Raw genomic sequence first — 25,036 nt, forward strand, 5'->3', positions numbered from 1 at the left:
TTTTTCCGTCGGGGGCGGAGGGCTGGTAAAATCGGGGGATTCCCGTTCCTCGAGCCGTCCATGACCTGCCGCACCCGCTTCGCCCCCAGTCCCACCGGCTACCTGCACATCGGTGGTGCCCGCACTGCGCTGTACTGCTGGCTGGAGGCCCGCCACCGTGGCGGCGAGTTCGTGCTGCGCATCGAGGACACCGACCGCGAACGCAGCACCCAGGGCGCGATCGACGCCATCCTGGAAGCGATGGAGTGGCTGGGGCTGGACTACGACGAGGGCCCGATCTACCAGACCGACCGCGTCGCCCGTTACCAGGAAGTGGCCGAGCAGCTGATCGCCGACGGCAAGGCGTACTACGCCTACGAAACCCGCGAAGAGCTGGACGCGATGCGCGAGGCCGCCATGGCCAGGCAGGAAAAGCCGCGTTACAACGGCGCGGCGCGCGAGCTGGGCCTGCCGTACAAGGACGACCCGAATCGCGTCATCCGCTTCAAGAATCCGCTGGAAGGCACGGTGGTGTTCGACGACCTGATCAAGGGCCGCATCGAGATCGCCAACAGCGAGCTGGATGACATGGTCATCTTCCGCCCGGATGGCTACCCCACCTACAACTTCGCGGTGGTGGTGGATGACTGGGACATGGGCATCACCGAGGTCATCCGCGGCGACGACCATATCAACAACACCCCGCGCCAGATCAACCTGTACGAAGGCATCGGCGCGCCGGTGCCGAAGTTCGGCCACATGCCGATGATCCTGGACGAGCAGGGCGCCAAGCTGTCCAAGCGCACCGGCGCAGCCGACGTGATGCAGTACAAGGACGCCGGCTACCTGCCCGACGCGCTGCTGAGCTACCTGGCCCGCCTCGGCTGGTCGCACGGCGACCAGGAGCTGTTCAGCCGCCAGGAGCTGATCGACCTGTTCGACGTGAAGGACTGCAACTCCAAGGCCTCGCGCCTGGACATGGCCAAGCTGGGCTGGGTCAACCAGCACTTCCTGAAGACCGAGGACGTGGGCGCGATCGTGCCGCACCTGGTCTACCAGCTGCAGAAGCTGGGCCTGGACGTGGCCGCCGGCCCCGCCCCGGAGGACGTGGTGGTCGCCCTGCGTGAGCGCGTGCAGACCCTGAAGGAAATGGCCGAGAAGGCGGTGGTCTGGTACCAGCCGTTGACCGAGTACGACGAAGCGGCGGTGGCCAAGCACTTCAAGGCCGGCGCCGAGGTGGCGCTGGGCAAGGCCCGCGAGCTGCTTGCAGCCCTGCCGGAATGGACCGCCGAATCGGTGGGCGTGGCCCTGCACGACGCGGCTGCGGCGCTGGAGATCGGTATGGGCAAGGTGGCCCAGCCGTTGCGCGTGGCCATCACTGGCACCCAGGTCAGTCCTGACATTTCCCATACCGTTTACCTGGCCGGCCGCGAGCAGGCCTTGAAACGCATTGATGTGGCCATCACCAAGGTAGCAACGGCCTGAGGCATCCTTGCCAGGCCCGAACCGGAGAACACGCATGCCCGCCAAGACCGCCACTGCCTGTACCGCCCCGCACCACCACGTCCACGACGCGTCGGATTTCGTGGCGGTGGTCGAGCGTGTCTCGCGCGAACGCGGGCTGCGCCTGACCCCGATCCGCGCCAATGTGCTGAAGCTGATCGCCGAGGCCGGCAAGCCGGTCAAGGCCTACGAGCTGCTGGAATGGGTGCGCAACGGCAAGGGCGTGGGCGCTGATGCCCCGCCCACCGTGTACCGCGCGCTGGACTTCCTGATGGCCAATGGCTTCGTGCACAAGCTGGAGTCGGTCAATGCCTTCGTGGCCTGCCACCATCCCAGCAGCGCCGCGCACTCGGTGCCGTTCCTGATCTGCAACAGCTGCCACAGCGCGGTGGAGCTGGAAGACCGCGAGATCGTCACCCAGCTGGAAAAGCGCGCCAAGGAGCTGGGCTTCCAGCCGCAGGCACAGACCCTGGAAGTGCACGGCCTCTGCGCGCGCTGCGCAGGCTGAGGACGGGCGGGAGCGGGGTCAGATTCCTTTGCCATTGGCAAAGGAATCTGACCCCGTTTCATATCGGCGCAACCGGGCGTGCACCCTAATCCATCGGCTTGGTCGCAGTATCCACGCGCGCGATCACCGACATGCCCGGCCGTAGCCTTGCCGCCAGTTTCTGGCCGGGATCAATCGAGATCCGCACCGGTAGCCGCTGCACCACCTTGGTGAAGTTGCCGCTGGCATTGTCCGGGCGCAGTACGCTGAACTCCGACCCGGTGGCCGGTGCGATCTCTTCCACGCGGCCCCGCAGCACCTCGCCCTGGAACGCGTCCACCGAGAACGTGGCCGGCTGGCCGATCGCCATGCCCCAGGTCTGGCCTTCCTTGTAGTTGGCCACCACCCACAGCGCGTCAGGCACCAGGAACAGCAGCTGCGAACCGGCGGCGACGTACTGGCCCACGCGCACGCTGGCTTCGCTGATCTGGCCGTCGCGCGGTGCGTGGATCACCGTGTTGGCCAGGTCGATGCGCGCCAGTTCCAGCTGTGCCTGCGCGCTTTCGACCTGCGCCTCCAGGCTCTTGCGCGCGACCCGGGTCGACACCAGCGTTTCCTCGGCGATGCGGATCTGCGCCTGCGACTGCTGCACGCTGGCCTGTGCCGATGCCTGGGTGGTGCGGAACTTGTCGCGATCATTGATCGACACCAGCTGCTGCGCGGCCAGCTCCTCGTAGCGCTTGGCCTCGTTGCGTGAGCGCTGCAGCTCGGCCTGGCCGGCCGACAGCGTGGCCTGCGCGGACGCGATCTGTGCGCGGTTCTGCGCCTGCGACTGGTCCGAGTTGGCCAGTGCCGCGCGTGCGCTGGCCAGCGTCGCCTGCGCCTGGGCCACGCGCTGGGCATAGATGCGGTCATCGATGCGCAGCAGCGGCTCGCCCTGCTTCACATGCTGGAAGTCCTTCACCAGCACTTCGGTGACGTAGCCGTTCACCTGTGGTGCCATCACCGTGATCTGCCCGCGCACATAGGCGTTGTCGGTCACCATCACGGTGCTGGTGAACGGCCACAGGTGCCAGGCGCGCAGGATCAGCGCGATGCCCAGCAAGGCCACCACCACCATCACCACTACGCTGCGTGCGCTGGGCTTGAGGTACTTCGGCGCGACCGCGGGTTCTACCGGCGTTGGCGTGGGGGCCGCGTCGGTCGGAGGCGGCGGGGAAACGTTGTCGGCGTCGTCGGAGCGGGGCGGGACGGGAGGCATGGGGGGACTCAACGGGACGCGGCCGGCGTGGCCGCAGAGGGAATGGGGGGATGGCGCTTGCGCCATTGCTTGAGCACAGCGGTGCGCAGCGAAAGCAGCAGCAACCAGCACAGGAAGCCGATCGCCAGCCAGCCGCTCAGGGTGAACACATCATTGAAGCCGCGCACGTTGGCTTCGCGGCGCGCGGTCTGCGCCAGCTGCGCGCTGCCCTGCGCGCTGCGCAGCACCGGGTCGGTGATCTGTGCACTGTAAAGCTGCTGCTGGATACGCAGGCGTTGTGCCACCACCGGGTCGGCCGGGTCGAGCTGGCTGGTCAATGCGCTGGAGTACAACTGCTCGCGATGCAGCTGGAAGGTGCCCAGCACCGCCGAGCCGGCCAGGCCGCCCAGCGTCTGCGTGATCGACAGCGTCACCAGGAAGGTGATCATGTGATCCACGCCCTGCTTCAGCGCGGCGGAAATGCCGAGCATGATCAACGGGCCCATGAACATGCCCGCACCGACCGAGGCCAGGAACTGGCTGACGTAGAAGTCATGCGGCCGGTCCAAGCTGGTGCGGTGCTGGTCGAAGAACGCGGCGGCGCCCAGCAGCAGGATCGCCATCAACAGCTGCGCGATCAGCCGCTTCGGGCCGAAGGTCAGCGAGGCGCCGACGATGCCGACGATCACCCCGGCCAGGATCACCACGAACAGCGGGCGCATCTGGTCCGGTCCCATGCCCAACGTGCGCATCAGGTTGACCACGCCGTAGGACTGCTCGGTGGTCAGGAAGCGGATCAGGAACGCGCCGACGATGAAGTGCAGCACCGGCAGCTTCGACAGCCAGCGGATCTGCAACAGCGGATTGCGCCGGTAGTGTTCGATGATGAAAGCGGTGGTGGACAGCGCGATCGAGGTGACCAGCGCCCAGCCCAGCCACGGTGTGTTGAGCCACCAGCGCGTGTAGCCCTGCGCCAGCACGATCACCAGCAGCGCGACGGCCGGCGCAAGCAGGGCGAAGGTGAGGAAGTCCAGCGGCTCGAAGGCCTTCACCTGGATGCCCGGCGGCAGCTTCAGCACCACCACCGCCGCGAACGCGCACAGGGCGAGGCCGGCTTCGAACGAATACAGCTGGTGCCACTGGCCGGTATCGACCAGCGTCGGTGAGACGATCCAGGCGATCGGCACCGCCAGCTGCGAGAGGCCCACGCCCACCACCAGCAGGTTGCCGGTGAACCGCCGTGGCAGGGCCTGCAGCATGTACAGCGTGCCCAGCGTTGAACAGGCCGCGCCAGCAAAGCCGCTGGCAGCACGGGTCAGCATCGTGGTCTCGAAGCTGCCGACGAACAGGTGCAGCACCGCGAGCGCCGCGTACAGGCCCAGGCCGATCTCGGCGAACAGGCGGATGCCGTATTGCTGGCGGAACTTGAAGGCCAGCAGGTTGGCGGTGACATTCACCATCGCATACGCGGCCACCAGCCAGCTGCCCTGGGTCGGGGTCAGGGCCAGCTGGCCCTGCAGGAACGGCAGGTTGGCGGTGACCAGCGCGTTGCCGAGGCCGCCGGTGATCGCCACCAGCAGCGACACCAGGGCATACGCCAACCGACGGTGCGGTGGGTGCCAGGGCATCGATGCCGAACCGGGCATGGTCGGCTTCTCGTGCTCCTCCCAATCCGGAACCGGCTTCAGATACGGCTGGACCATCAGCGGGCCTCGCTGGTTGCTCCCTGGAGACCCCCGCGCAGCAGCTGCAGGGCACGCCCGGCCAACTGGGCACGCTCGTCGCGGGTCTTGCCGCGCAGGGCCGCGCCCAGCATGCCCGAGATCAGTGAAATATCCGTCTTTTCCAGATCAGCCCGGCACAGGCCTGCCGCTTTGGCGCGGGCGATCGGCACTTCCAGCAGGTCGCGCACGGTTTCGCGCGCGGTACGCATGGCTGGCACATCCGAATCGACGGCGCGCCAGTAATCGGCCAGTGCCGGTGAATCGATGATGCGCTGGGCCATGCCCTCGAAAACTTCGAACAGGGCATCGTCGCGGTCGCCGAGCTGTTCAACCTGGCGCCGGATGCGGTCGACCGTGCGTTGCAGCAGCGCCTGGATCAGCGCGGTGCGGTCGGGAAAGTTGCGGTACAGGGTGGCGCGGCCCACCTGGGCGCGTTCGACCACCAGGTCCAGCGGGGCGGTGACGCCATGTTGGCCGAACACATGGTCGGCGGCGTCGAGGATGAGGGCACGGCGGGCAGCGGCATCGGCACGTTGGGCAGTCATGGAATTATTTTCGGACAAAAGTGTCCGTTTGGCGAGACATCGGGTGACGGGATTGTCCGGTTGTTGTCGTACGCACATCTTTGTGATGGGTGTGTGATGGCATCGGTTGAAATGAAAACGGGGGCCCGAAGGCCCCCGCTGCTGGGTACGTGTGGAAGGAGTGGCAGGTAGATCCACGTCCTGTGTGGATGCAGGAGGGGCCGGGCCCTTTCCAGTGGGAAAGGGATCCGACCCCGCCGTGCGCGATCAGAAGAACGCGCGGATGCCGAATGCGACACCGCGGCCCGGCAGCGGCGAGTAGTCGCGCAGCAGCGAGGTATGCGGGCGCACTTCGCGGTTGGTCAGGTTGCTGCCATCCAGGAACACCTCGTAGCTGTTGCTCGCGTTGCGATCCCAGCGGTAGGCCAGATGCGCGTCGACCAGGGTGTAGCCATCGCTCGGGGCTTCGTTCTGGGCGACATCCTTCTGGCGGCTGTAACGCACCGCACCGACCGAGGCGCGCCAGCCATCCTTCGACCAGCGCAGGTCGGCACCGACACGGGCCGGAGCGATGCGCGGCAGGTAGCCGGTGTTGGCCAGCTCCACCGTGTAGTTGTGGTTGTGGTCGCCATGCGGCACGGCAATGTCCAGGTCGCGGCTGCCGCTGCCATCCAGCTTGGCCTTCACGTAGTCGCCGAACAGGCGCAGATCCCAGTCACCGGCGCCACCCTCGAACAGGTGCACCAGTGCTTCAGCCTCGGCACCGCGGAACACCGCGTCCTGCTGGGTCCAGGCGCGGACCGGCAGGCCCTCGGTGACGCCGGTGTCGGCGAGGTAGATGAAGTCCTTGAACTTGGTCTGGTAGATCGACGCGGAGAAGTCCAGGCGCTCGCTGTGGGTGTGGATACCCAGTTCCACGCGCTGGCCGCGCTCGGTCTTCAGGTTGGTGTCGCCGATTTCCAACGAGCGGGTGGCGATGTGCGCGCCAGCGGCGTACAGCTCTTCGTTGGTCGGTGCACGCTCGGAGCTGTCCACGCCGATGCGCAGGTCAACGGCATCGTTGAGCTTCCAGATGCCGGCGGCAGACAGATTGGTGGCGCCGAACGTGCGGCGGCGGTAGTCGCCGGTCGGGTCCAGCTTGACCTGGTCGTGGCGGCCGCCGAGTTCCAGCTTGAACGGGCCGAACTGCTTTTCCTGCAGCACGAACAGGCCGATGTTCTTCGTGCCGGTATCCGGTACGAACGCCTCTTCGCCCTTGGCACCGAAATCGCTGTTGCCGAACTGCAGGCCGAAGGCACCGTCCCAGCCGCCGATCTGCTGCTGCACGGCTTCCAGGCGCGCTTCGATGCCGCGGTTGGTGAAGCGGGTGGACGGCGTGCCGGCCTCCAGCTCCACGTGCTCGTAGTCGGTGTAGGCCACGCGTGCGTTGATGTTCTTCAGGAACGAGACCGGGTTGTAGATGCCGGCCTTGGTCTCGAAGCGGTTCTGCACCATGTCGATGCGCACGTCATGCTCGTCGCCGCCTTCCTCTTCATCGCCATGGTCGTGATCGTGGTCATGGCCATGATCATCACCGTCGGCGTGCACGTGTGCACCATTGGGAATGCCGTAGTTGGTGCGGTAGGTGCTGGCCGACACACCGAAGTAGCCGCCTTCGCCCAGCCACGTTGCGCCGACGCCGCCGGCGCGGGTGCGGATCGAGCTGTTGTCCAGACGGCCCCGGCGCGGTTCTTCGCCCTCAGCCGCATCGTGATCATGGTCGTGATCGTGCTCATGATGATCTTCAAGGCTGTCGATCACCGCGTACCCGGGAATGCGGTAGTCGTCGCCGTTGCGGACCAGGCCATCCACATGCAGCACGACATTGCCACTGACGCCGTCGAGGCGGAACATGCCGCTGCGCTCATTGTTCACCGAATTGCCGCGCAGCTCGGCGCGGCCGCTGAGTGGGCGCTCCGGCAGCTCGCGCGCGATGCGGCCATCGACCACGTTGACCGCACCACCAATGGCGCCGCTGCCGAACAGCAGCGTGGCCGGACCCTTCAGCACTTCGATCTGGTCGGCCAGGAACGGCTCGATGCTGGTGGCGTGGTCGGCGCTGACCGTGGAGGCGTCCATGTTGCCCATGCCGTTGGACAGCACGGCCACGCGCGGGCCTTCCTGGCCGCGGATGATCGGGCGGCCGACGCCGGGGCCGAAGAAGGTGCTCTGCACGCCGGGCAGCTTGGCCACGGTATCGCCGAGGGTGCCGGCCTTCTGCTCGTCCAGGCGCTCACCGGCCAGCACGTCCACCGGGCGCGCCAGCGATTCGGCATCGCCCTGCAGCGGCGATGCGGTGACCTGCACCGACGACAGCTCGGTCAGGTGGCGGTCACGATGGGAGGTGTCCTGGCCGGCTGCAAGGGCGACGGATGGCAGCAGGGTGGCCAGGGCCAGTGCCAGGGAATGCGGCTTGAGCCGTGGGGTGTGGGCGGGCATGGACGGGTCCTTTGTTACAATGTATCAATCACGGGGCGCACGAATCCCGTCGATGGGACAGGGGGAGGGAAACCGTGCGGGTCGGAGAGGGATGTTATATTATTCCATAACGATTCGCCGACCCTGCTGGAAGTCATGTCCCTGTCCTCACGCCTGCGCCACCTGCTCGACCGTTTCGGTGCCACTGGTTCGATGCTGTGCGCCGTGCATTGCGCGGTGATCCCCGTGCTGCTGGCGGCGGCGCCGTCGCTGGGGCTGTCGTTCTGGCTGAGCGATGGCGTGGAACAGGCGCTGGTGGTGTTCGTGACCCTGCTTGGGCTGTTCAGCCTGGTCTGGGGCTACCGCCGTCACGGTGCGCTGCGCGCGCTGGGCTTCCTGATCCCCGGCCTGGTCGCGTTGTGGGCCGGTGTGCTGTACGACCCGCTGCATCACAACGCGGTGCCCCATGCGGTGGTGATGACCATCGGTGGCCTGCTGGTGGGCGTTGCCCATCTGGTCAACCTGCGCCTCAACCACGGCCACGTGCACGACGCCAGCTGCGCGCACTAGGTGCGCCGTGATAGGATTTCCGATCGTGCGCGGGGGCGCCCAGCAAGGCGGCCCCGCCGAACCCGTGTCAGTACGGGGTAACCAGATTTCACACTTGAGGAGTTGAAGACATGGGTAAGGGTGACCGCAAGACCGCCAAGGGCAAGCGCTACAACGCCAGCTACGGCAACGCCCGTTCGCACACCGTGAGCAAGGTCGCCGTAGGCGCCGCCGCCCCGGTTGCCAAGAAGACCGTGGCCAAGGCTCCGGCGAAGAAGGCTGTGGCGAAGAAGACCGTCGCCAAGGCCTGATCGGGCTGACCGACCGGTCCAAAGAAAACGCGGCGCCTGGCGCCGCGTTTTTTTATGCCTGTTCGGCGAGCCGAGCGTGGGCCCGGCTCTACAAACGGATCAGCGCAGCGTCTTCTTCAGCGTCTCCGCATTGCCGTCGTTCGGCGCGGCCGGCACCTGCAGCAGGTGGGCCAGCAGCGGGTAGACGTCGACATTGTCGAAGCCGTCGATCACCAGGCCCTGGCGGAACGACGGGCCGCTGGCCACGAATACTGCGCGCATCGACGGCAGGGCATTGTCATAACCGTGCGAGCCGCGGTCCTGATGGATGCGCTTGGCAAGCTTCTGCTGGTGCAGTGCGTCCCAGCCTTCATCCATGTTGCAGATGATGGCCGGAATGCGCGGATGGGTGCCGTAGTGCAAGCGAGCCGGCAGGTTTTCCTTCTTCCAGCACTCGTAGTGCGCGTGGCGGCCGAGCAGGGCACGTTCAGCCTCCGCCTCACGACCGGGCACTGGCGCGAAGCCCACCGACTGGCCTTGGCTGACAGTGCGCGCGATGGCCGGATCGACCATCGATTCGATGGAAATCACCTGGTTTTCAGGCACCGATGCCATGCCATGGTCGGAGACCACGATCACGTTGGTGGTGGCGGCCAGGCCGCGTTGCTGCAGCCCATCGAGCACCTGGCCGACGATAAGATCGGCGCGTGCGATCGCGTCGGCGTACTGCTTCGACTCGGGGCCATGGTTGTGCCCCGCCTTGTCCACGTGCTCCATGTACAGCGTGGTCAGGCGGGGGGCGTCGGCGTCGGTCTGTGCAAGCCAGTCCAGCACGATGCCCGCGCGTTGTTCCAGCGGTTCCTTGCCGTCGTAAACGCGCCACTGGCTCGGGCGCACGCCGCGGATTTCCGATTCGCTGCCCGGCCACGACGTAGTGGCGGTGCGCACCCCCGCGTTTTCCGCGCCGACCCAGATGGGTTCGCCGCCCCACCAGCGGCTGTCGGTCACCGCCTCACGGTTGCTCAGTTCGAACCGGCCGAGGGCGGCGTCGTCCATGCTGTTATTGACGATGCCGTGGTGGTCCGGACGCAGGCCGGTCACGATCGTGTAGTGGTTGGGGAAGGTCAGGGAAGGATAGGACGGCGTCATCCAGCGGGCGCGCACGCCACCGTCGATCATCCGCTGCAGGTTCGGGGTCAGCCCACGGTCCAGCGCATCGGCGCGCAGGCCGTCGATGGAGATCAGCAGCAACTTCGGTGGTGCAGCCGCAGCGACGGACGTGGGAACGGAGGCGGTAGGGGCGGGCGCAGTGGTGCAGGCAGCCAATGGCAGCAGCAGCGCCAGCGCGCAGGTCAGGCGTACGGAAGTCATCTGCTTATGATAATCCGCTGCAATGACCAAGCCGAGACACTTTGCGCCGAAGGGCGCAGCGTGTCCGCGCGTTTTTCCTGATCCCCGCGCCTGTCCGCGCGCGCCCTTCATCAAGAAGGGGCTTTTCCCCGGACATGTTCCTGATGCTTCCATCCACGCATGGCGTGGACCCACCACGCCATCCCACGGAATGCTGCTGTTGTTTCGGCTGTTGTCGTTGCCGTTGCCCCTGCGGGTGCCGGGCGCCGCCCGGCCGGCCCTCTCAGGCGAACAGCGGGGCCTGGCGTTGTTCCAGCCGCAGCAGCGCAGCCTTGGTTTCCAGGCCGCCACCGAAGCCGGTCAGCGCGCCGTTGCTGCCGATCACGCGATGGCAGGGCAGGATGATCGGCAACGGATTGCGGCCGTTGGCTGCACCTACCGCGCGGGTTGCACTGGGTTGCCCCAGGTGCTGGGCCAGCTGCAGGTAGCTCCAGGTCTGGCCGAACGGAATCAGCGCCAGCGCCTGCCAGACGCGCAGCTGGAATGGCGTGCCACGGGGGGCCAGCTCCAATTCAAAGTGGCTGCGCTCACCGTGCAGGAACTGCAGCAGCTGTTCGCGCGCCTGCGGCAATGCATCCGGTGCGTAGTGCCAGCCATCGCGCCCGCGCGCGGGGTGGCGGTTCTCGGGGAACAGCACATGCGAAAGACCATGCTCGTCACCGGCGATGGTCAATACGCCGATCGGGCTGTCGAAACGATCGAACAACAGGGTCATGTCGGTTCTCCAACGAAAGTGCCGGACAGGTGCCACAGGTGCAGCACGGCATAGGCGCGCCACGGGCGCCACGGTTGCGAGCGCGCTTCGGTTGCACGTTCGCTCAGGCGCTGGCCCTGCGCGTGGCCGAGGACTTGCTGCAGCACAAGATCGCCGGCCGGGAAGGCGTCGGGCTGGCCGAGTCCGCGCAGGGCGATGTACTGCGCGGTCCATGGGCCGATGCCGGGCAGTGCAACGCAGCGGACAACAAATTCTTCCAGCGCCTGGCCGGGCCCGAAGTCGAGCTGGCCGTTGGCGCAGGCGGTGGCCAATGCACGCACGGTGGCGGCGCGGCTGCGCGGCAGGCCGATCGATTCCAGGGGCGCCTCGGCCAATACCTCGGGTGCCGGGAACTGGCGATCGAAGTCGGACGGCATGCCCGGCAGGTGCGCGCCATAGGCATCGACCAGCCGCCGCGCGAAGGTGGTGGCTGCGGCAACTGTGACCTGCTGGCCGAGCACGGCGCGCACGCCGACCTCGAAGCCATCCCAGCCACCGGGCACGCGCAGCCCCGGGCGCTCGGCGATGCCACGCGCGAGCAATGGTTCTTCATGCAGCGCGGCGTGGACCTGCTGCAGGTCGGCATCCAGATCGAATACGCGACGCACGCGGCGCACGATGTCCGGGATCAGGCGCGGATCCACCGCGCCCAGCTGCAGGCGAAGCTCCGGTCGCTTCGGGTCCGCAGTGACGCGCAGCAGGGTGGGGCGCTCCGGCGTACCGAGCACGCGCTGGTAGCTGTCCTCGCCGATCAGTTCGATGCCGGGCAGGCTGCGCTTGCGCAGGAAAGCCAGCATGCGCGGGAAGTCCAGCGGTGGCCGGTAGCCCAGGCGCAGCACCAGGCCGCCATCGTCGGCGGCCAGCGGTTGATGCTGGCGGCGCAGTGCGGTGGGCGCCATGCCGCAGCCCTGCAGGAACGCGGTATTGAAACGGCGCAGGCTGTTGTAGCCGGCGGCCAGTGCGACGTCGGTCACCGCGAGGGTGGTTTCAGTCAGCAGCTGCTTGGCCAGCAGCAGGCGATGGGTGGCATGGATCTGCCCGGGCGTCGCGCCCAGGTGTTCGACGAACAGGCGCTGCAATTGGCGCGCGCTGAGGCCGAGCTTCGTTGCAAGATCGGCCACCGGTTGCTCCTGCAGGAAGCCGCCATGGATCAGGGCCAGGGCGCGCTGCACGGTCTGCCCGGCCAATGCCTGCTGGGCCTGCGGTGCCAGTTCGGGACGGCAGCGCAGGCACGGGCGGTAGCCGGCGGCGGCGGCGGCGGCGGCGGTCGGGTAATAGGTGATGTTGCGCGGCTTCGGCGGGGGCGCCGGGCAGACCGGGCGGCAATAGATGCCGGTGCTGCGCACGGCGGTGAAGAACACGCCGTCGAAGCGTGCGTCGCGGGCCAGGCGGGCGCGGTCACAGGCGGCGGTGTCGAGGGCGAGGGCGGTGTCCATGGCGCCAGTCTAGGCGGGTGCGGGTGGCAATACTCGCCACATTCGGACATGGATGCTGGAGAGGGTACTGGCAGGGCTTGCAGCCCTGCACCCGCAACGTCAACGTCACCGTCAACGTCTCAATCAAAAGCTGGCAGTCCGTGGGATAGCGGGGCGGTGTGGGCTGGCAGGACACGCCGTAAACCCGTCCATGGGGGCTCGATGGCGCCATCCATGGCGCCAACGGTCCTGCCAGCCCCCATCGCCCCACCTCTGACAGTTGGTCGCTGCAGTTGGTGGGTGCCGACCGTTGGTCGGCACGCTTTGGTGCTGGTGGGTGTCGACCTTGGTCGACACGCTTCCCCAAGGGTCAGAAGGGGTTCAGTGCCACGCGCTGAATGCGCGGCCTGGACGGGTAGACTGTGGGCCTTGCTCCCTTCAATCCCGGTTGCCCGATGTCCGCCAAATTCCGCTGGTTGCCCCTGTTGTGCCTGGCCCTGGCGGGCTGCAGTCAGCTGGAGAATCCGGGCAATGTGACCGCTGCCGACAAGGCGGCGCGGGCGCCGGCCAGTGATGGCGAGAACATGGTCTCAATCAATGCCGCCGACGCGCCACCGCCGCCGGCACCGCCGCGCAGCCGGGCGGATCGGCCATGGCCGCAGGCGCAGCTGGAAAATGGTCGTGCGTGGATCAGCTGCAGCACGGAATATGCGGGCGATGCCGGCGACGGTGTCGAGCTGGAAGGCCTGCAGCGCGAGCAGATCAGCCAGGCCCTGGCACCGTGCGCCGAGCGTGGCCTGATGCGCGTGCGTTACGCCGGCAAGATCAACCCGGGCTTCGCCGAAATGATGTGGCGGCTGGCGGTGGTCGCCGATGAACAGAAGATCCACAAGCGCATCCTCGATCTGGATTCCAGCGGTGGCCAGGTGGAATCGGCGATTGTTGCCGGTGACAGCATCGGTGAATCCGGCTGGACCATCTGGGTGCGCGAGGGCGCGATCTGCCACAGCGCCTGCGTGTTCGTGCTGGCCGCAGGTGACAATCGACTGCTGTCGGGCAAGGTCGGCATCCACCGCATGATGCGCATCAGCTCCAAGGCCACTTCGCGCGCCGAGCTCAACCGCGAGCTGCACGAGGTCTACGACAACGTGAAGGACTACCTGCAGCGCAATGGCGTGGCGGTGGGCGTGGCCGATCTGATGATGACCGTGCCGAACCGCAGCCTGCGCCTGCTGACGCCGGACGAGTTGCGCCAGTACGGCCTGGATGGCACCAACGCGGTGCAGGACGATCTGGAACGGATCAAGCAGATGCGTGCCTGCGGTGATGATTTCGTGCAGCGCAAGGACGCTTTCCTGATCGCTTTCGACCAGCAGTGCAAGCGCGAAGGCGCCGATATGGAAGCGATCAACAGCTGCGGCCAGGCCCTGAAGCAGCGCTACGGTTTCCCGGATGCGGTGTGCCCGGAAGAAAGCCCGCTGTCGGAGATCGATGTGGCGACGCTGCCACCGGCACCGTCCGAGCCGCCGCCGGTGGCCGAGCAGGCGCCGGCAGACACAGGAACGCCTTCTGCGCAGGCCGATGCCGCAGCGGTGGAAAGCAGCCCCAACGCGCGCTGACGAACGGCTCACGGCGCTGGCGTAGACTGCGGTTCTTTCCCGAGAACCGGCGGTGTCCATGAAGCGCGTGCTCCTGCTGCTGTCCCTGCTGCCCGTGACCGCATTGGCGCAGGCACCTGCCCCGGCCACGCCTGCACCGGCCCCGGCACGCCCGGCCCCCGCCTCGCCGGCGGCCGCGAAGCCCGCTACCGCCGGTACCCCCGCGTTGACCGCTGCACAGCAGGCCCAGGTGCAGAAGCAGGATGCGGAAATGGGCGCGGCCGCAATGAAGGCAGCGCAGCTGGTCGATGCCAACCGCGCCGGGGAATTGTGGGATGGCGCTTCGGCCGTCGCGCGCCGTGCGGTACCGAAGGCGGCCTTCGTCAGTCAGCTGGCCACCGAGCGCACGCGCCTGGGGGCACTTGCCGGGCGTGGCCAACCAACCATCACCCGGGTCAAGTACAGCGCCGGTGCCGCAGTGCCGGAAGGGCTGTACATCAACGTCAGCTTCCCGACCCGCTTCGCCAACAGTGCACAACCGGTACGCGAGCTGGTTTCGTTCCGTTTCGACGAGGACCAGGTGTGGCGCCTGGCCGGTTACAGCCTGCGTGCGTCGGCCCCCTGAGGAGAAGAACGATGGCAACTGAACTGACGATGCTGGCCTGGTCGGTGCTGCTGGGCTTCGCCTACATCTTCGCCACCTCCACCGTGGTCACCCGCGAGCGCGGGATGAAGTGGAATGCCTCGGCGCGTGATGGCGAGGCCAAGCCGCTCAGTCCACTGGCCGGTCGCCTGCAGCGGGCCCAGTCCAACTTCCTGGAAACCTTCCCGTTCTTCGCCGCCGCCGCCATCGCAGTGGTCGTGGCCGGGCGCAGCAACGACACCACAGCGCTGGCCGCGCAGGCCTACTTCTGGGCGCGCGTGGCCTATCTGCCACTGTATGCCGCAGGCGTGCCCTATGTGCGCAGCCTGGTATGGCTGGTGTCGCTGCTGTCGATCCTGGCGCTGGTGTTCGCGTTGTTGTGATCCGGGCCTGATCCAGATCAAGGCCGGTCAGGTGCGTGGCGCTATGCTGGCCCGGACTGAATCAACGGCAGGAGGCGCGCATGCGCAGGATGGACGTGGTGGTGGTCGGCGCCGGACCGGCAGGCCTGTGCTTCGCGCGCGCGCTGGCCGGCAGCGGGTTGCAGGTCGGGCTGGTCGAAGTGCAGCCGCGCCAGGCCCTGGCCGAGGCCGCCTTCGATGGCCGCGAGATCGCGCTGACCCATGCCTCGCGGCAGAGCATGGAACAGCTGGGGTTGTGGCAGCGCCTGCCGCAGGCAGAAGTCGCTGAGCTGCGCGATGCCAAGGTGATGAACGGCGGCTCGCCATTCGCGCTGACCTTCGCCAGCAGCCAGGTCGATGGCCAGCCGCTGGGTTGGCTGGTGCCCAATCATCTGATCCGCCGCGCTGCCTGGGATGCCGTGCAGGGCCAGGACGGCCTGGAACTGTTCGACGGGCGCAAGGTGCTGGGCGTGCAGGCCGATGCGCAGGGCCACGTGGTCAAGCTCGATGACGGCAGCCAACTGCACGCGCGGCTGCTGGTGGCTGCCGACAGCCGCTTCTCCGCCACCCGCCGCATGCTCGGCATCGGTGCGCAGATGCGCGACTTCGGCAAGTCGATGCTGGTGTGCCGCATGCAGGTCGAGCGCGACCATCATCACACCGCGTGGGAGTGGTTCGGCTACGGCCGCACGATGGCGCTGCTGCCGCTCAACGAGGGCCAGGCATCGGCGGTGATCACGCTGCCGCCGCGGCAGATCGAAGAACTGCTGGCGATGGACGAGGTGGCCTTCGGTGAAGCCATCAGTGCCTGCTTCGAGCACCGCCTGGGCCGGATGCAGCCGGTGGCCACGCCGCAGGCGTATCCGCTGGTGGGGGTGTACGCGCATCGTTTCGTCGGCGAGCGTTCGGCGCTGATCGGCGATGCCGCAGTGGGCATGCATCCGGTCACGGCGCATGGCTTCAACCTGGGCCTGGCCAGCGCACAGCGGCTGGCGCAGGGCATCATCGCGCAACAGCGCCGTGGCGCCGACATTGCCGCCGCCGGCATGCTGGCCAGCTACCAGCGCGGTCATCGGCTGGCATCGCGTCCGTTGTACGAAGCCACCAATGCGATCGCCAGCCTGTATACCGACGACCGCCGCCCGGCGCGCCTGCTGCGCGCGGCCGGCCTGCGCCTGGCGCAGGGCGTGGCACCGTTCAGGCAGCTGATTGCCTCGCACCTGACCCAGCGCGTGGCCTGAACAGCTTCAGATCAGCCGGCAGCCAGCACGCGGATCTGGCTGTCGGCGAATTCGACCACCTGGCCTGCGCGGATCTTGCAGGCCTTGCGCAGTTCGACTTCGCCGTCGACCCGCACCTGCCCCTCGCTGATGACCATCTTGGCCTCGCCGCCACTGGTGACCAGGTCGGCCAGCTTGAGCAGCTGCTTGAGTTCGACGTAGTCACCGTCGAGGTCGAATTCGAGAATCTGCATGGAGCGGGGTTCCTGGGAAGAGGGCAGGCCAGCGGCCGGACCGGAAAGAGGGCGCGTATTGTGCGCCAGCACGGGGCAGGACGGCACGCGCACGGAAAGCTGTATGCGTTGTTCAGGATCAATGCGGTATCATTCCGCTCTGAGCGAGTGAAATCTCCTCCGACCGAGCAGCGCCAGGGCACGCGATAAGAAGGGCGCCCAAAGCGCGGACCATCCCTTTTTTATCGCACTGCCAGGAAGACGGCAGTGCCTTCGGAGTTCCCCATGTCCCAAGATTCCCAAGCGCCGCTGCAGTTTGCGCAGCTCGGCCTGTCCGAGCCCGTGATGCAGGCGGTCACCGCCATTGGCTACGAAACTCCGTCGCCGATCCAGGCCGCCACCATCCCGGCGATGCTGGAAGGCCGCGACGTGCTGGGCCAGGCGCAGACCGGTACCGGCAAGACCGCTGCGTTTGCGCTGCCGGTACTGTCCAACATCGACCTGCAGCAGATCAAGCCCCAGGCCCTGATCCTGGCGCCGACCCGCGAACTGGCCATCCAGGTCGCCGAGGCGTTCCAGTCCTATTCGTCGAAGATCCCGGGCTTCCGCGTGCTGCCGGTGTACGGTGGCCAGCCCTACGGCCAGCAGCTGTCGGCGCTGCGCCGTGGCGTGCACATCGTGGTCGGTACTCCCGGCCGCGTGATCGATCACCTGGACCGCAGCACCCTGGACCTGTCCGAGCTGAAGACGCTGGTGCTGGACGAAGCCGATGAAATGCTGCGCATGGGCTTCATCGACGACGTCGAAGCCGTGCTGAAGAAGCTGCCGGAGCAGCGCCAGGTGGCCCTGTTCTCGGCCACCATGCCGCCGCAGATCCGCCGCATCGCGCAGACCTACCTGCAGGACCCGGTGGAAGTGACCATCGCGGCCAAGACCACCACCTCGGCCAACATCCGCCAGCGCTATTGGTGGGTGAGCGGCATGCACAAGCTGGACGCGCTGACCCGCATCCTGGAAGTCGAGCCGTTCGACGCGATGATCATCTTCGCGCGCACCAAGGCCGGCACTGAAGAACTGGCCAGCAAGCTGCAGGCCCGTGGCCTGGCCGCTGCCGCCATCAACGGTGACATGCAGCAGGCCCAGCGTGAGCGCACCATCGCCATGCTGAAGGAAGGCAAGCTGGACATCCTGGTTGCCACCGACGTGGCCGCCCGTGGCCTGGACGTGGAGCGCATCAGCCACGTGCTGAACTACGACATCCCGTACGACACCGAAAGCTACGTGCACCGCATCGGCCGTACCGGCCGTGCCGGCCGCAGCGGCGAGGCGATCCTGTTCGCCACCCCGCGCGAGAAGGGCATGCTGCGCCAGATCGAGCGCGCCACCCGCCAGCCGATCGAAGAGATGCAGCTGCCGAGCGTGGAAGCGGTCAACGACACCCGCATCAACAAGTTCACCTCGCGCATCAGCGAAACCCTTGGCGCTGGCGGCCTGGATTTCTACCGCCAGCTGCTGGAGCGTTTCGAGAGCGAGCAGAACGTGCCGGCCATTGAAGTGGCTGCCGCACTGGCCAAGATGCTGCAGGGTGACACCCCGTTCCTGCTGCAGCCGCCGGTGCGTGCCCCGCGTGAAGAGCGCGCACCGCGCGAACGCTTCGACCGTGGTGACCGCCCGGAACGTGGCGATCGCTTCGACCGCAACGAGCGTGGTCCGCGCTTCGAGCGTGGCCCGCGCCGCGATGACGCCGAAGGTGGTTTCGAGCAGCGTCCGCGCCGCGAGGTTCCTCCGCGTGGTGCTCCGGAGCAGGGCATGGAGACCTACCGCATTTCGGTTGGCCACCAGCACGGCGTGAAGCCGGCCAACATCGTCGGCGCCATCGCCAACGAAGCCGGCCTGGAAAGCCGCTTCATCGGCCGCATCGACATCCACGATGACTTCTCGCTGCTGGACCTGCCGGCACAGATGCCGCCGGACGTGCTGTCGCACCTGCAGAAGGTCTGGGTATCGGGCCAGCAGTTGCAGATGCGTGCGCTGGCCCCGGGTGAAGACACCAACCCGGCCCCGCGTCCGTTCAAGCCGCGCTTCGACAAGCGTGGTCCGGGCGGCCCGGGTGGCCCGCGTCGTGGTGGCCCGGGCGGTCCGGGTGGCCACGGTGGCGACCGCGGCGGTGACCGCGACAGCCGCCCGCCGCGTCGCGATGGCTTCAAGCCGCGCGGCCCGCGCAGCTACTGATCCGCACCCGCAGCCGTCCAGAACAACGCCAGCCTCGGGGCTGGCGTCCAGAAAAAGGGGACGGAGGGGATTAAGTCGTATATGGCAGGCCATGCGCTTATGCCGGAAACGACTTAATCCCCTCCGTCCCCTTTTTCGCATGGCCCACACATTGCCGGTCATAGGCTGGGCCGGTTCCAGGGAGGTTGTCACCGCAGCACATTCGGGGGGATCCGGGATGGGTAGAAGTGGCACGGACCAGCAGAGCCGGCGGGTGCCGATGACCCGTGGGCTGGGATTGCGCTTTGCGTTGTTGACGGGCATGGCGATCGGGTTGGTTGCGCTGTCCGCATTGATCCAGGAACTGCAGGCGGCCTCCACCGCCTGGATTGCCGGCCAGGGCTACTGGTCACGGGGGCAGCAGGATGCGACCGCTGCGCTCAGCCGCTATCTTGCGCACGGCGATGCGCAGGACCTGGACGATGCACGCAGGGCGCTGCAGGTGCCATTGGGTGATCTGCAGGCGCGGCTGGCGCTGGAACAGGGCGAGCCGGACGAAGCCAAAGCCAGGCAGGGATTCCTGCAGGGCGGCAATGCGCGCGCCGATATCCCGCGGCTGGTGTTCTCGTTCCGCTATGCACGCGACATCGGTGCCTTCCGCGAGGCGACCGCGCTGTGGCGGAAGACCGACGGTGACCTGATGGCCGTGCAGCGCCTGATCGAGGAGTTGCAGCTGCGGCATGACGGTGGCCCGGTGCCGATCGCCGTACGTGACCAATACCTGCAACAGCTGCGCGACCTCGACCGGCGGATGCAGGTACAGAGCCAGGCGTTCTCGCAGGCGCTGTTGCGGATGGCGACGCTGGTGAGGCTGGCCACGTTGATGGTTGCGGGCCTGTCGGTGCTGGCGATCAGCCTGATGGCGGTCGCGCTGGCGCGGCGCGTGGGCAAGGATCTGACAGAACACGAGAGCCGTTTCCGCGCTGCGTTCTACCAGGCCAACGTTGGCATGCTCAAGCTCGATGCCGAAGGCAAGGTGGTCGAGGCCAACCAGGCGATGGCCGATATCCTCGATCACCGTCGTGACATGCTGCTGCAGCTGTCGCTGGGGGACCTGCTGATGGATGGCGAGCTGGTCATCGATGGGGTGGGGCGCATCGATTGGGACCGCCAGCTGCGACCGAGCGAACTGCGCTTCCGCCGTCGCGACGGCAGCCTGGTCTGGGGCCGCTGGAGTGGCACCGGCGTGCGCAGTACCGGCGGTGGCCTGTCGGTGTTCGCAATCATCGAGGACGTCAGCCAGAACCATGCATTGGCGCGCGAGATCGAGCACCACGCCAGCCATGATCCGCTGACCGGCCTGATCAACCGCCGGGAGATCGAGCGGCTGCTGGAGCGCGCGCTGTTGCAGGTGCGCAGCGAGGGCGGCACGCACGCGCTGTGCTACATCAACCTGGACCATTTCAAGCTGGTCAACGACAGCTTCGGCCACGCCGCCGGCGACCAGATGCTGCGCAGCTTCGCCGACTACCTGGTGGCGGCAGTGCGCGATGGCGACTGGGTGGGCCGGCTGGGTGCGGACGAGTTCGCGGTGTTCCTTGCCCATGCCGGGCAGGACGAGGCCAAGCGCGTGCTGCAGCGGGTGATCCGCCACTTGGGCCAGGCCACGTTCCCGGTCAGCGAGGGCAGCCCGCAGTTGAGCTGCAGCATCGGCGTGGTCGAGGTCAGCGCCGAGGCACCGGATGTGAACTGGCTGATGAGCGCCGCCGACAGCGCCTGCTATGCGGCCAAGCAGGCCGGGCGCAACCGCGTGCACTGCTTCAACGAAAACCGCATGGCGCTGGAGGAACGGCGCCGGGAAGCCGAACGCCTGCAGGGCGTCAGCCTGGCCATGGCCGAGAACCGCATGGTGCTGTATGCGCAGCGCATTGCCCGCGTTGGCGATCCCGCGTACCTGCACTATGAGGTGCTGGTGCGCATGCGCGGCAGCGATGGCAGCCTGCACCTGCCGGGCCAGTTCATGCCGGCGGTGGAGCGTTATGGCATGGCCGTGGCGCTGGACCGGCATGTGCTGGGCCTGCTGTTCCGGCATCTGCAGGTGTGCCCGGCGCACGTCCGGCAGCTGGGCCTGTGCAACGTCAACGTCTCGGCGCAGTCGATCGCCGAGCCAGGCTTCCTCGCCTTCGTCTGCGACCTGCTGGAGCGCAACCGCGCAGTGGCCTCCAAGCTGTGCTTCGAAATCACCGAGACCGCTGCGATCAGCAACCTCAGCCAGGCGCGTGCCTTCATCGATGCGGTGAAGGCGCGTGGCTGCCGGATGGCGTTGGACGATTTCGGCTCCGGACTGTCCTCGTTTGGCTACCTGCGCCAGCTGCCGGCCGACATCCTGAAGATCGACGGTGCCTTCGTGCGCGACATGGATACCGATCCGGTCAGCCACGCCACCGTGCGCGCGATCAGTGAACTGGGGCGCGAACTGCAGATGGAGGTGGTGGCCGAATGGGTGGAGACCGCCGAAGTCGCCGCCGCGCTGACCCGGCTCGGCGTGCAGGGCCTGCAGGGCTATGCGGTCGAGCGGCCGCAGCCGCTGGAACGGATGACCCTGAGTGACCTGAGGCCGGTCCGCCTGGTGGCGGTGAAGGGGCCTCCGGCGGCTGGCTGAACGACTGTCGGCGACTTTGGTCTACACGTGCGCTGCAGCCGCGGCTGCGATAATGCCCGGCAGGGGCGACGCGCAGCGGGCGCGGGCGTAAGCAGGAACAGGACGTGGCGTGGGCGGCAGGCAGTGGCAGTACGGAACAGGAGCGGTGCTGGTCGTGCTGCTGGTGTGGTTGGCAACGCCGTGGCCGCTGTGGGCCGCTGTGGCCGAAGCCGGGCGCGATTACCTGCTGGTCGGTGCAGCCACCGATGAACCCACCCCGCATCGCGGCTGCACGCCGGAGATGCTGCAGGGGCCACGGCAGCAGGTGCAGGTGGCCGCGCCCGCCGGCGGCTGGTCGGGCCAGCCGCAGGCACTGGACGTGTTCAATGTGTTCGCTGGCGAAGTGCGCGTGCAGCATGGGGATCGCGAAATCTGCGGCAACATGCATGATGCCCGTACCCGTGATTCACGGTTCCGCGCAGGCATCGGCCTGGTCGCGGTACCGCCGGCGGGCAGCCATGAACCATTCCTGGTGTCATGGCAGACGCCGCTGAAGGCGCGCTGGGTACCGACCCTGCGGTTGGGGGCGCCCAGCCCCGTGCAGCAGAACGATACCGCTCGCCTGCTGGTGCGTGCGGCCTGCATCGCCGTGGCGATCGCATTGGCGTTGTCGGCGCTGATGGCCTTCCTCACTACCCGCGACCGCAGCTTCCTGGTCTACATCGCCGGTACCACCGTGCTGGTGCTGTGGCAGGCCATCCTTGGTGGCCTCAGCGGCTACCCGGAGCCGTGGCTGCCGGTGGGCGAGCGCGGTGCCTGGTGGCTGCTGGCATTGACCGCCGCGTCCCAGGCATTGGTGCTGCCGGCGCTGTGGCGTCTGAACGGCGGCGACCGCCTGCTGCCGCGTTCGCGCCCGGTGCAGCTGCTGGCGCTATGGGGATTGCTGGTGCTGGCCGCATGGGTGCCCTGGCTGCAGTGGGACAGCCTGGGTTGGGTGGCGCAGGGCCTGCAGGTGTCCTACCTGCTGGGCTGTGGCCTGGCATTGATGGTCGGGGTGTGGGCGCGGCTGCGCGGTGACCGCTGGGCGCAGGCCGGGTTGGCGGCGCTGGCGCCGATGCTGGTGTTGATCCTGGCTGACGCCTGCCGCGCTGCGTGGTTGCTGGAGTACCGCGTGGAGGCGCTGCAGCTGTCGGTGACCTGGCTGCTGATGATGGCCGCCTATGCGCTGAACCAGCGGCTGGGCCGCCTGCGCCAGCAGCGCGATGAGCTGCGCCAGCTGGCCGAAACCGATGGCCTGACCGGGCTGCCCAACCGCCGTGCCGGGCTGCAGCAGCTGGCACGGCAGCTGGAACGGGTCGAACGCGAAGGTGGTCCGCTGGTGATCGGCTTCCTCGACATCGACCTGTTCAAGGACATCAATGACCGCCATGGCCACGCCGTAGGCGACCAGGTGCTGGTGGCGGTGGCACGTGCACTGCGTGCGGCGGTGCGCAGCCAGGACCAGGTGGTGCGGATGGGCGGCGAGGAGTTCCTGCTGCTGATGCCGGGCATGCCGCGCGAGGCGGCGTCGGCACGCCTGGATCGCCTGCGCCAGCACATCACCGAAGCGGGCCGGGCGCTGCAGGTGCCGGGCCTGGAGGTGACCGCCAGCATCGGCCTGGCGCAGTGGCGGCCGGGCGAGGACGACCTGGCTGCGCTGTTGCGCCGGGCTGACCACGCCATGTACGTGGCCAAGCGTGCGGGCCGCGACCGGGTGTTCGACGGTGAAGAACTCGATCCGCCGGCCCCGGCATGAAGCGCAGCGGGCGGCGATGCCGGATAATGGACCGATGACCACCCGACTCAACAAACATATCGCCGACACCGGCTTCTGCTCCCGCCGCGAGGCCGATCGCCTGATCGCTGCCCGCCGGGTCACCGTCAACGGCCATCCGGCCGGCACCGGCGCGGTGGTGGGCGAGGAAGACCAGGTGCTGGTCGACGGCCAGCCGCTGCGCGCGCGCGTGGCCCGCAAGCCTGGTGCCCGTCGCCACGTCTACATCGCGCTGAACAAGCCGGTCGGCGTCACCTGCACGACCGAGACGTCGGTCAAGGGCAACATCGTCGATTTCGTCGGCCACGAACAGCGCATTTTCCCGATCGGCCGCCTGGACAAGGAATCGGAGGGGCTGATCCTGATGACCAGCAACGGCGACATCGTCAACCAGATCCTGCGTGCCGAGAACGGCCACCAGAAGGAATACCTGGTGGCGGTGAACAAGCCGGTCACCGATGAATTCCTGCGCGGCATGGCCCGTGGCGTTCGCATCCACGACCAGATGACGCTGCCGTGCAAGACCTCGCGCATCGCCAAGTTCGGTTTCCGCATCACGCTGCAGCAGGGCCTGAACCGGCAGATCCGCCTGATGGCGGCTGAGTTCGGCTATCGGGTGACCCAGCTGCGCCGCGTGCGCATCGACAACATCAAGATTGGCGCGCTGAAGCCAGGCCAGTGGCGCAACCTGACCGAGCAGGAACTGCAGGGCCTGCTGCCGAAGCAGCTGGACTGGTAAACCGATAGGTGCAGAGCCGAGCATGGACCCGGTTCTGCATCAGCTAGACTCCGAAGTGACCTGCCGGAACCTGACGCTGCATGATCAAGCCCGACAAGCCTGCCAACGAAGCTCTTCGGCTCGAGGCGCTGTACCGCTACCGGATCCTTGATTCGCAGCGCGAGAAGTCATTCGACGACCTGGTGGCGATCGCCAGGGCGGTCTGCGGTACCTCGATGGCGGCGGTGACCCTGATCGACGTCGAACGGCAGTGGTTCAAATCGATCCAGGGTATCGACGCGGCGGAGAACCTGCGCAGCGAATCGATGTGTGGCCACGCCATCCTGCAGCCGCAGGAAATCATGGTGGTGGAGGATGCATTGCAGGACATCCGCTTCCACGACAACCCGGTGGTGACCGGCGACCCGCACATCCGCTTCTATGCCGGTGCACCCTTGATCAGTTCCGATGGCCTGCCACTGGGCACGCTGTGCGTATTCGATGCGCAACCGCAGCGCCTGCCCAGCGACAAGGCCGAAGCGCTGGCCGCGCTGTCGCGGCAGGTGATGCTGGTGATGGAACTGCGCCGCTTCGCGCTCGACATCCAGAAACACATGCTGGAGCGTGATGACTACGAGCGCCTGCTGTCGGAGTACCAGGACGTGCTGCTGGCGCAGAATGCCGATCTGGCCGAGCAGAGCCGCACCGATGCATTGACCGGCCTGCCGAACCGTCGCGCGATGGCGGCAGCGCTGGAAGAGGCGGTGGCGGAGATCGATGGGCAACCTGGACTGGCCTGTGTCGCGCTGCTGGACATCGACCATTTCAAGCACATCAACGACTTCCAGGGCCACGCCACTGGCGACCGGGTGCTGGCCGAGCTGGGCGTGCTGCTGCGCTCGCACTTTGCCGGCCGTGGCATGGCCGCGCGCTATGGCGGCGAAGAGTTCGTGGCGGTGATGCCGGGCACCGACCTGCACACGGCCGAACTGCAGTGCGAGTTCCTGCGCCTGGCTGTGGCAGCCCTTCCGCTGGGATTTCCGGTCACGATCAGTATTGGTGTGGCCCAGCACCAGCCCGGTGAAAGCGTGGATGACACGCTGGCGCGCGCCGACAAGGCGCTGTACCGCGCCAAGGGCAATGGCCGCAACCGGGTGGAACGGGCGGGCTGAGCCCTGCATGCAGTAGATCCACGCCATGCGTGGATGCTTTTGCCGATTGGGTAA

General features: G+C 67.4%; 21 protein-coding genes. 13 read left to right on the forward strand and 8 right to left on the reverse strand.

The genetic code is table 11. The features are described from left to right. Positions 1-60: 60 nt before the first annotated feature. Both gltX and B9Y82_RS04570 read left to right on the forward strand, forming a co-directional pair. The gene (gltX, locus tag B9Y82_RS04565; protein ID WP_100471714.1) at positions 61-1,464 is read left to right on the forward strand and encodes a glutamate--tRNA ligase; all 1,404 of its coding nucleotides are present in this window, start codon (positions 61-63) and stop codon (positions 1,462-1,464) included. A gap of 34 nt (positions 1,465-1,498) precedes the next feature. Then, positions 1,499-1,990 carry a Fur family transcriptional regulator gene (locus tag B9Y82_RS04570; protein WP_004150412.1) on the forward strand — a complete coding sequence of 164 codons (492 nt, stop codon included), beginning with the start codon at positions 1,499-1,501 and terminating at the stop codon, positions 1,988-1,990. 85 nt (positions 1,991-2,075) lie between these two features. Here the strand turns inward: B9Y82_RS04570 and B9Y82_RS04575 are convergent, their stop codons facing one another. The 4 genes from B9Y82_RS04575 to B9Y82_RS04590 form a co-directional block, all read right to left on the reverse strand. Next, positions 2,076-3,230, reverse strand: coding sequence for an HlyD family secretion protein (locus tag B9Y82_RS04575; RefSeq protein ID WP_100471715.1), 1,155 nt, complete (start codon positions 3,228-3,230; stop codon positions 2,076-2,078). An 8-nt stretch (positions 3,231-3,238) separates the two neighbouring features. Further along, entirely contained in the window at positions 3,239-4,912 is a 1,674-nt protein-coding gene (locus tag B9Y82_RS04580) for an MFS transporter (protein ID WP_100471716.1), read from the reverse strand. After that, positions 4,912-5,478 (reverse strand): TetR/AcrR family transcriptional regulator, encoded by a 567-nt coding sequence (locus B9Y82_RS04585; RefSeq protein WP_100471717.1) that lies wholly within the window; start codon positions 5,476-5,478, stop codon positions 4,912-4,914. The genes B9Y82_RS04580 and B9Y82_RS04585 overlap by 1 nt, the downstream gene beginning before the upstream one ends. A 246-nt stretch (positions 5,479-5,724) precedes the next feature. Then, positions 5,725-7,935, reverse strand: a complete 2,211-nt coding sequence (locus B9Y82_RS04590; RefSeq protein WP_100471718.1) for a TonB-dependent receptor — start codon at positions 7,933-7,935, stop codon at positions 5,725-5,727. Positions 7,936-8,070: 135 nt separating this feature from the next. Here B9Y82_RS04590 and B9Y82_RS04595 point away from each other — a divergent pair, with 135 nt between their 5' ends. Both B9Y82_RS04595 and B9Y82_RS04600 read left to right on the forward strand, forming a co-directional pair. After that, complete coding sequence (locus tag B9Y82_RS04595; RefSeq protein ID WP_008264835.1) at positions 8,071-8,484, forward strand: MerC domain-containing protein; 414 nt, start codon at positions 8,071-8,073, stop codon at positions 8,482-8,484. 110 nt (positions 8,485-8,594) lie between these two features. After that, the gene (locus B9Y82_RS04600) at positions 8,595-8,774 is read left to right on the forward strand and encodes a 30S ribosomal protein THX (protein WP_100471719.1); all 180 of its coding nucleotides are present in this window, start codon (positions 8,595-8,597) and stop codon (positions 8,772-8,774) included. 99 nt (positions 8,775-8,873) lie between these two features. On the opposite strand, the gene B9Y82_RS04605 is transcribed toward B9Y82_RS04600, so the two are convergent. The 3 genes from B9Y82_RS04605 to B9Y82_RS04615 all read right to left on the reverse strand — a co-directional run bounded on the left by B9Y82_RS04605 (position 8,874) and on the right by B9Y82_RS04615 (position 12,353). After that, positions 8,874-10,124, reverse strand: coding sequence for an ectonucleotide pyrophosphatase/phosphodiesterase (locus B9Y82_RS04605; protein ID WP_100471720.1), 1,251 nt, complete (start codon positions 10,122-10,124; stop codon positions 8,874-8,876). Between the two features lie 262 nt (positions 10,125-10,386). After that, on the reverse strand, positions 10,387-10,878 hold the full coding sequence (locus B9Y82_RS04610; RefSeq protein WP_100471721.1) for a methylated-DNA--[protein]-cysteine S-methyltransferase: 492 nt from the start codon (positions 10,876-10,878) through the stop codon (positions 10,387-10,389). Beyond that, complete coding sequence (locus B9Y82_RS04615) at positions 10,875-12,353, reverse strand: DNA-3-methyladenine glycosylase 2 family protein (RefSeq protein ID WP_100471722.1); 1,479 nt, start codon at positions 12,351-12,353, stop codon at positions 10,875-10,877. The genes B9Y82_RS04610 and B9Y82_RS04615 overlap by 4 nt, the downstream gene beginning before the upstream one ends. A gap of 434 nt (positions 12,354-12,787) precedes the next feature. Here B9Y82_RS04615 and B9Y82_RS04620 point away from each other — a divergent pair, with 434 nt between their 5' ends. From B9Y82_RS04620 to ubiM, 4 genes are all read left to right on the forward strand, one after another. Continuing rightward, on the forward strand, positions 12,788-13,951 hold the full coding sequence (locus tag B9Y82_RS04620; protein WP_100471723.1) for a hypothetical protein: 1,164 nt from the start codon (positions 12,788-12,790) through the stop codon (positions 13,949-13,951). A gap of 58 nt (positions 13,952-14,009) precedes the next feature. Then, the gene (locus B9Y82_RS04625) at positions 14,010-14,555 is read left to right on the forward strand and encodes a DUF4019 domain-containing protein (protein ID WP_100471724.1); all 546 of its coding nucleotides are present in this window, start codon (positions 14,010-14,012) and stop codon (positions 14,553-14,555) included. Between the two features lie 11 nt (positions 14,556-14,566). Continuing rightward, positions 14,567-14,956 carry an MAPEG family protein gene (locus B9Y82_RS04630; RefSeq protein WP_100471725.1) on the forward strand — a complete coding sequence of 130 codons (390 nt, stop codon included), beginning with the start codon at positions 14,567-14,569 and terminating at the stop codon, positions 14,954-14,956. An 80-nt stretch (positions 14,957-15,036) separates the two neighbouring features. After that, positions 15,037-16,215: a 5-demethoxyubiquinol-8 5-hydroxylase UbiM gene (ubiM, locus tag B9Y82_RS04635; RefSeq protein WP_100471726.1), complete on the forward strand. Its 1,179-nt coding sequence runs from the start codon at positions 15,037-15,039 to the stop codon at positions 16,213-16,215. Between the two features lie 11 nt (positions 16,216-16,226). On the opposite strand, the gene B9Y82_RS04640 is transcribed toward ubiM, so the two are convergent. Then, on the reverse strand, positions 16,227-16,448 hold the full coding sequence (locus B9Y82_RS04640) for an RNA-binding S4 domain-containing protein (protein ID WP_014036469.1): 222 nt from the start codon (positions 16,446-16,448) through the stop codon (positions 16,227-16,229). Between the two features lie 264 nt (positions 16,449-16,712). On the opposite strand from B9Y82_RS04640, the gene B9Y82_RS04645 reads away from it, so the two are divergent. The 5 genes from B9Y82_RS04645 (at position 16,713) to B9Y82_RS04665 (ending at position 24,982) form a co-directional block, all read left to right on the forward strand. Continuing rightward, positions 16,713-18,659 carry a DEAD/DEAH box helicase gene (locus tag B9Y82_RS04645; protein ID WP_100471727.1) on the forward strand — a complete coding sequence of 649 codons (1,947 nt, stop codon included), beginning with the start codon at positions 16,713-16,715 and terminating at the stop codon, positions 18,657-18,659. 217 nt (positions 18,660-18,876) lie between these two features. Then, positions 18,877-21,300: a putative bifunctional diguanylate cyclase/phosphodiesterase gene (locus tag B9Y82_RS04650; protein ID WP_100471728.1), complete on the forward strand. Its 2,424-nt coding sequence runs from the start codon at positions 18,877-18,879 to the stop codon at positions 21,298-21,300. Positions 21,301-21,409: 109 nt separating this feature from the next. Then, positions 21,410-23,074: a sensor domain-containing diguanylate cyclase gene (locus B9Y82_RS04655; protein WP_100471729.1), complete on the forward strand. Its 1,665-nt coding sequence runs from the start codon at positions 21,410-21,412 to the stop codon at positions 23,072-23,074. A 34-nt stretch (positions 23,075-23,108) separates the two neighbouring features. Beyond that, positions 23,109-23,831, forward strand: a complete 723-nt coding sequence (locus B9Y82_RS04660) for a pseudouridine synthase (RefSeq protein WP_005408708.1) — start codon at positions 23,109-23,111, stop codon at positions 23,829-23,831. Between the two features lie 80 nt (positions 23,832-23,911). Further along, a complete protein-coding gene (locus B9Y82_RS04665; protein WP_100471730.1) occupies positions 23,912-24,982 on the forward strand; it encodes a GGDEF domain-containing protein in 1,071 nt (356 codons plus the stop codon). Positions 24,983-25,036: the final 54 nt, after the last annotated feature.

Origin of the sequence: Stenotrophomonas maltophilia, from assembly GCF_002799155.1 — a bacterium.
In the GTDB taxonomy this organism is placed as follows: Bacteria; Pseudomonadota; Gammaproteobacteria; order Xanthomonadales; family Xanthomonadaceae; genus Stenotrophomonas; species Stenotrophomonas maltophilia_R.

Bases quoted from the DNA above. Each gene is read 5' to 3' on its own strand.
- B9Y82_RS04665 (WP_100471730.1), top strand. From the start codon at position 23,912: ATGATCAAGCCCGACAAGCCTGCCAACGAAGCTCTTCGGCTCGAGGCG.
- B9Y82_RS04640 (WP_014036469.1), bottom strand. From the start codon at position 16,448: ATGCAGATTCTCGAATTCGACCTCGACGGTGACTACGTCGAACTCAAG.
- B9Y82_RS04585 (WP_100471717.1), bottom strand. From the start codon at position 5,478: ATGACTGCCCAACGTGCCGATGCCGCTGCCCGCCGTGCCCTCATCCTC.
- gltX (WP_100471714.1), top strand. From the start codon at position 61: ATGACCTGCCGCACCCGCTTCGCCCCCAGTCCCACCGGCTACCTGCAC.
- B9Y82_RS04620 (WP_100471723.1), top strand. From the start codon at position 12,788: ATGTCCGCCAAATTCCGCTGGTTGCCCCTGTTGTGCCTGGCCCTGGCG.
- B9Y82_RS04575 (WP_100471715.1), bottom strand. From the start codon at position 3,230: ATGCCTCCCGTCCCGCCCCGCTCCGACGACGCCGACAACGTTTCCCCG.
- B9Y82_RS04610 (WP_100471721.1), bottom strand. From the start codon at position 10,878: ATGACCCTGTTGTTCGATCGTTTCGACAGCCCGATCGGCGTATTGACC.
- B9Y82_RS04590 (WP_100471718.1), bottom strand. From the start codon at position 7,935: ATGCCCGCCCACACCCCACGGCTCAAGCCGCATTCCCTGGCACTGGCC.
- B9Y82_RS04595 (WP_008264835.1), top strand. From the start codon at position 8,071: ATGTCCCTGTCCTCACGCCTGCGCCACCTGCTCGACCGTTTCGGTGCC.
- B9Y82_RS04660 (WP_005408708.1), top strand. From the start codon at position 23,109: ATGACCACCCGACTCAACAAACATATCGCCGACACCGGCTTCTGCTCC.
- B9Y82_RS04605 (WP_100471720.1), bottom strand. From the start codon at position 10,124: ATGACTTCCGTACGCCTGACCTGCGCGCTGGCGCTGCTGCTGCCATTG.
- B9Y82_RS04650 (WP_100471728.1), top strand. From the start codon at position 18,877: ATGGGTAGAAGTGGCACGGACCAGCAGAGCCGGCGGGTGCCGATGACC.
- B9Y82_RS04570 (WP_004150412.1), top strand. From the start codon at position 1,499: ATGCCCGCCAAGACCGCCACTGCCTGTACCGCCCCGCACCACCACGTC.
- B9Y82_RS04630 (WP_100471725.1), top strand. From the start codon at position 14,567: ATGGCAACTGAACTGACGATGCTGGCCTGGTCGGTGCTGCTGGGCTTC.
- ubiM (WP_100471726.1), top strand. From the start codon at position 15,037: ATGCGCAGGATGGACGTGGTGGTGGTCGGCGCCGGACCGGCAGGCCTG.
- B9Y82_RS04580 (WP_100471716.1), bottom strand. From the start codon at position 4,912: ATGGTCCAGCCGTATCTGAAGCCGGTTCCGGATTGGGAGGAGCACGAG.
- B9Y82_RS04600 (WP_100471719.1), top strand. From the start codon at position 8,595: ATGGGTAAGGGTGACCGCAAGACCGCCAAGGGCAAGCGCTACAACGCC.
- B9Y82_RS04645 (WP_100471727.1), top strand. From the start codon at position 16,713: ATGTCCCAAGATTCCCAAGCGCCGCTGCAGTTTGCGCAGCTCGGCCTG.
- B9Y82_RS04615 (WP_100471722.1), bottom strand. From the start codon at position 12,353: ATGGACACCGCCCTCGCCCTCGACACCGCCGCCTGTGACCGCGCCCGC.
- B9Y82_RS04625 (WP_100471724.1), top strand. From the start codon at position 14,010: ATGAAGCGCGTGCTCCTGCTGCTGTCCCTGCTGCCCGTGACCGCATTG.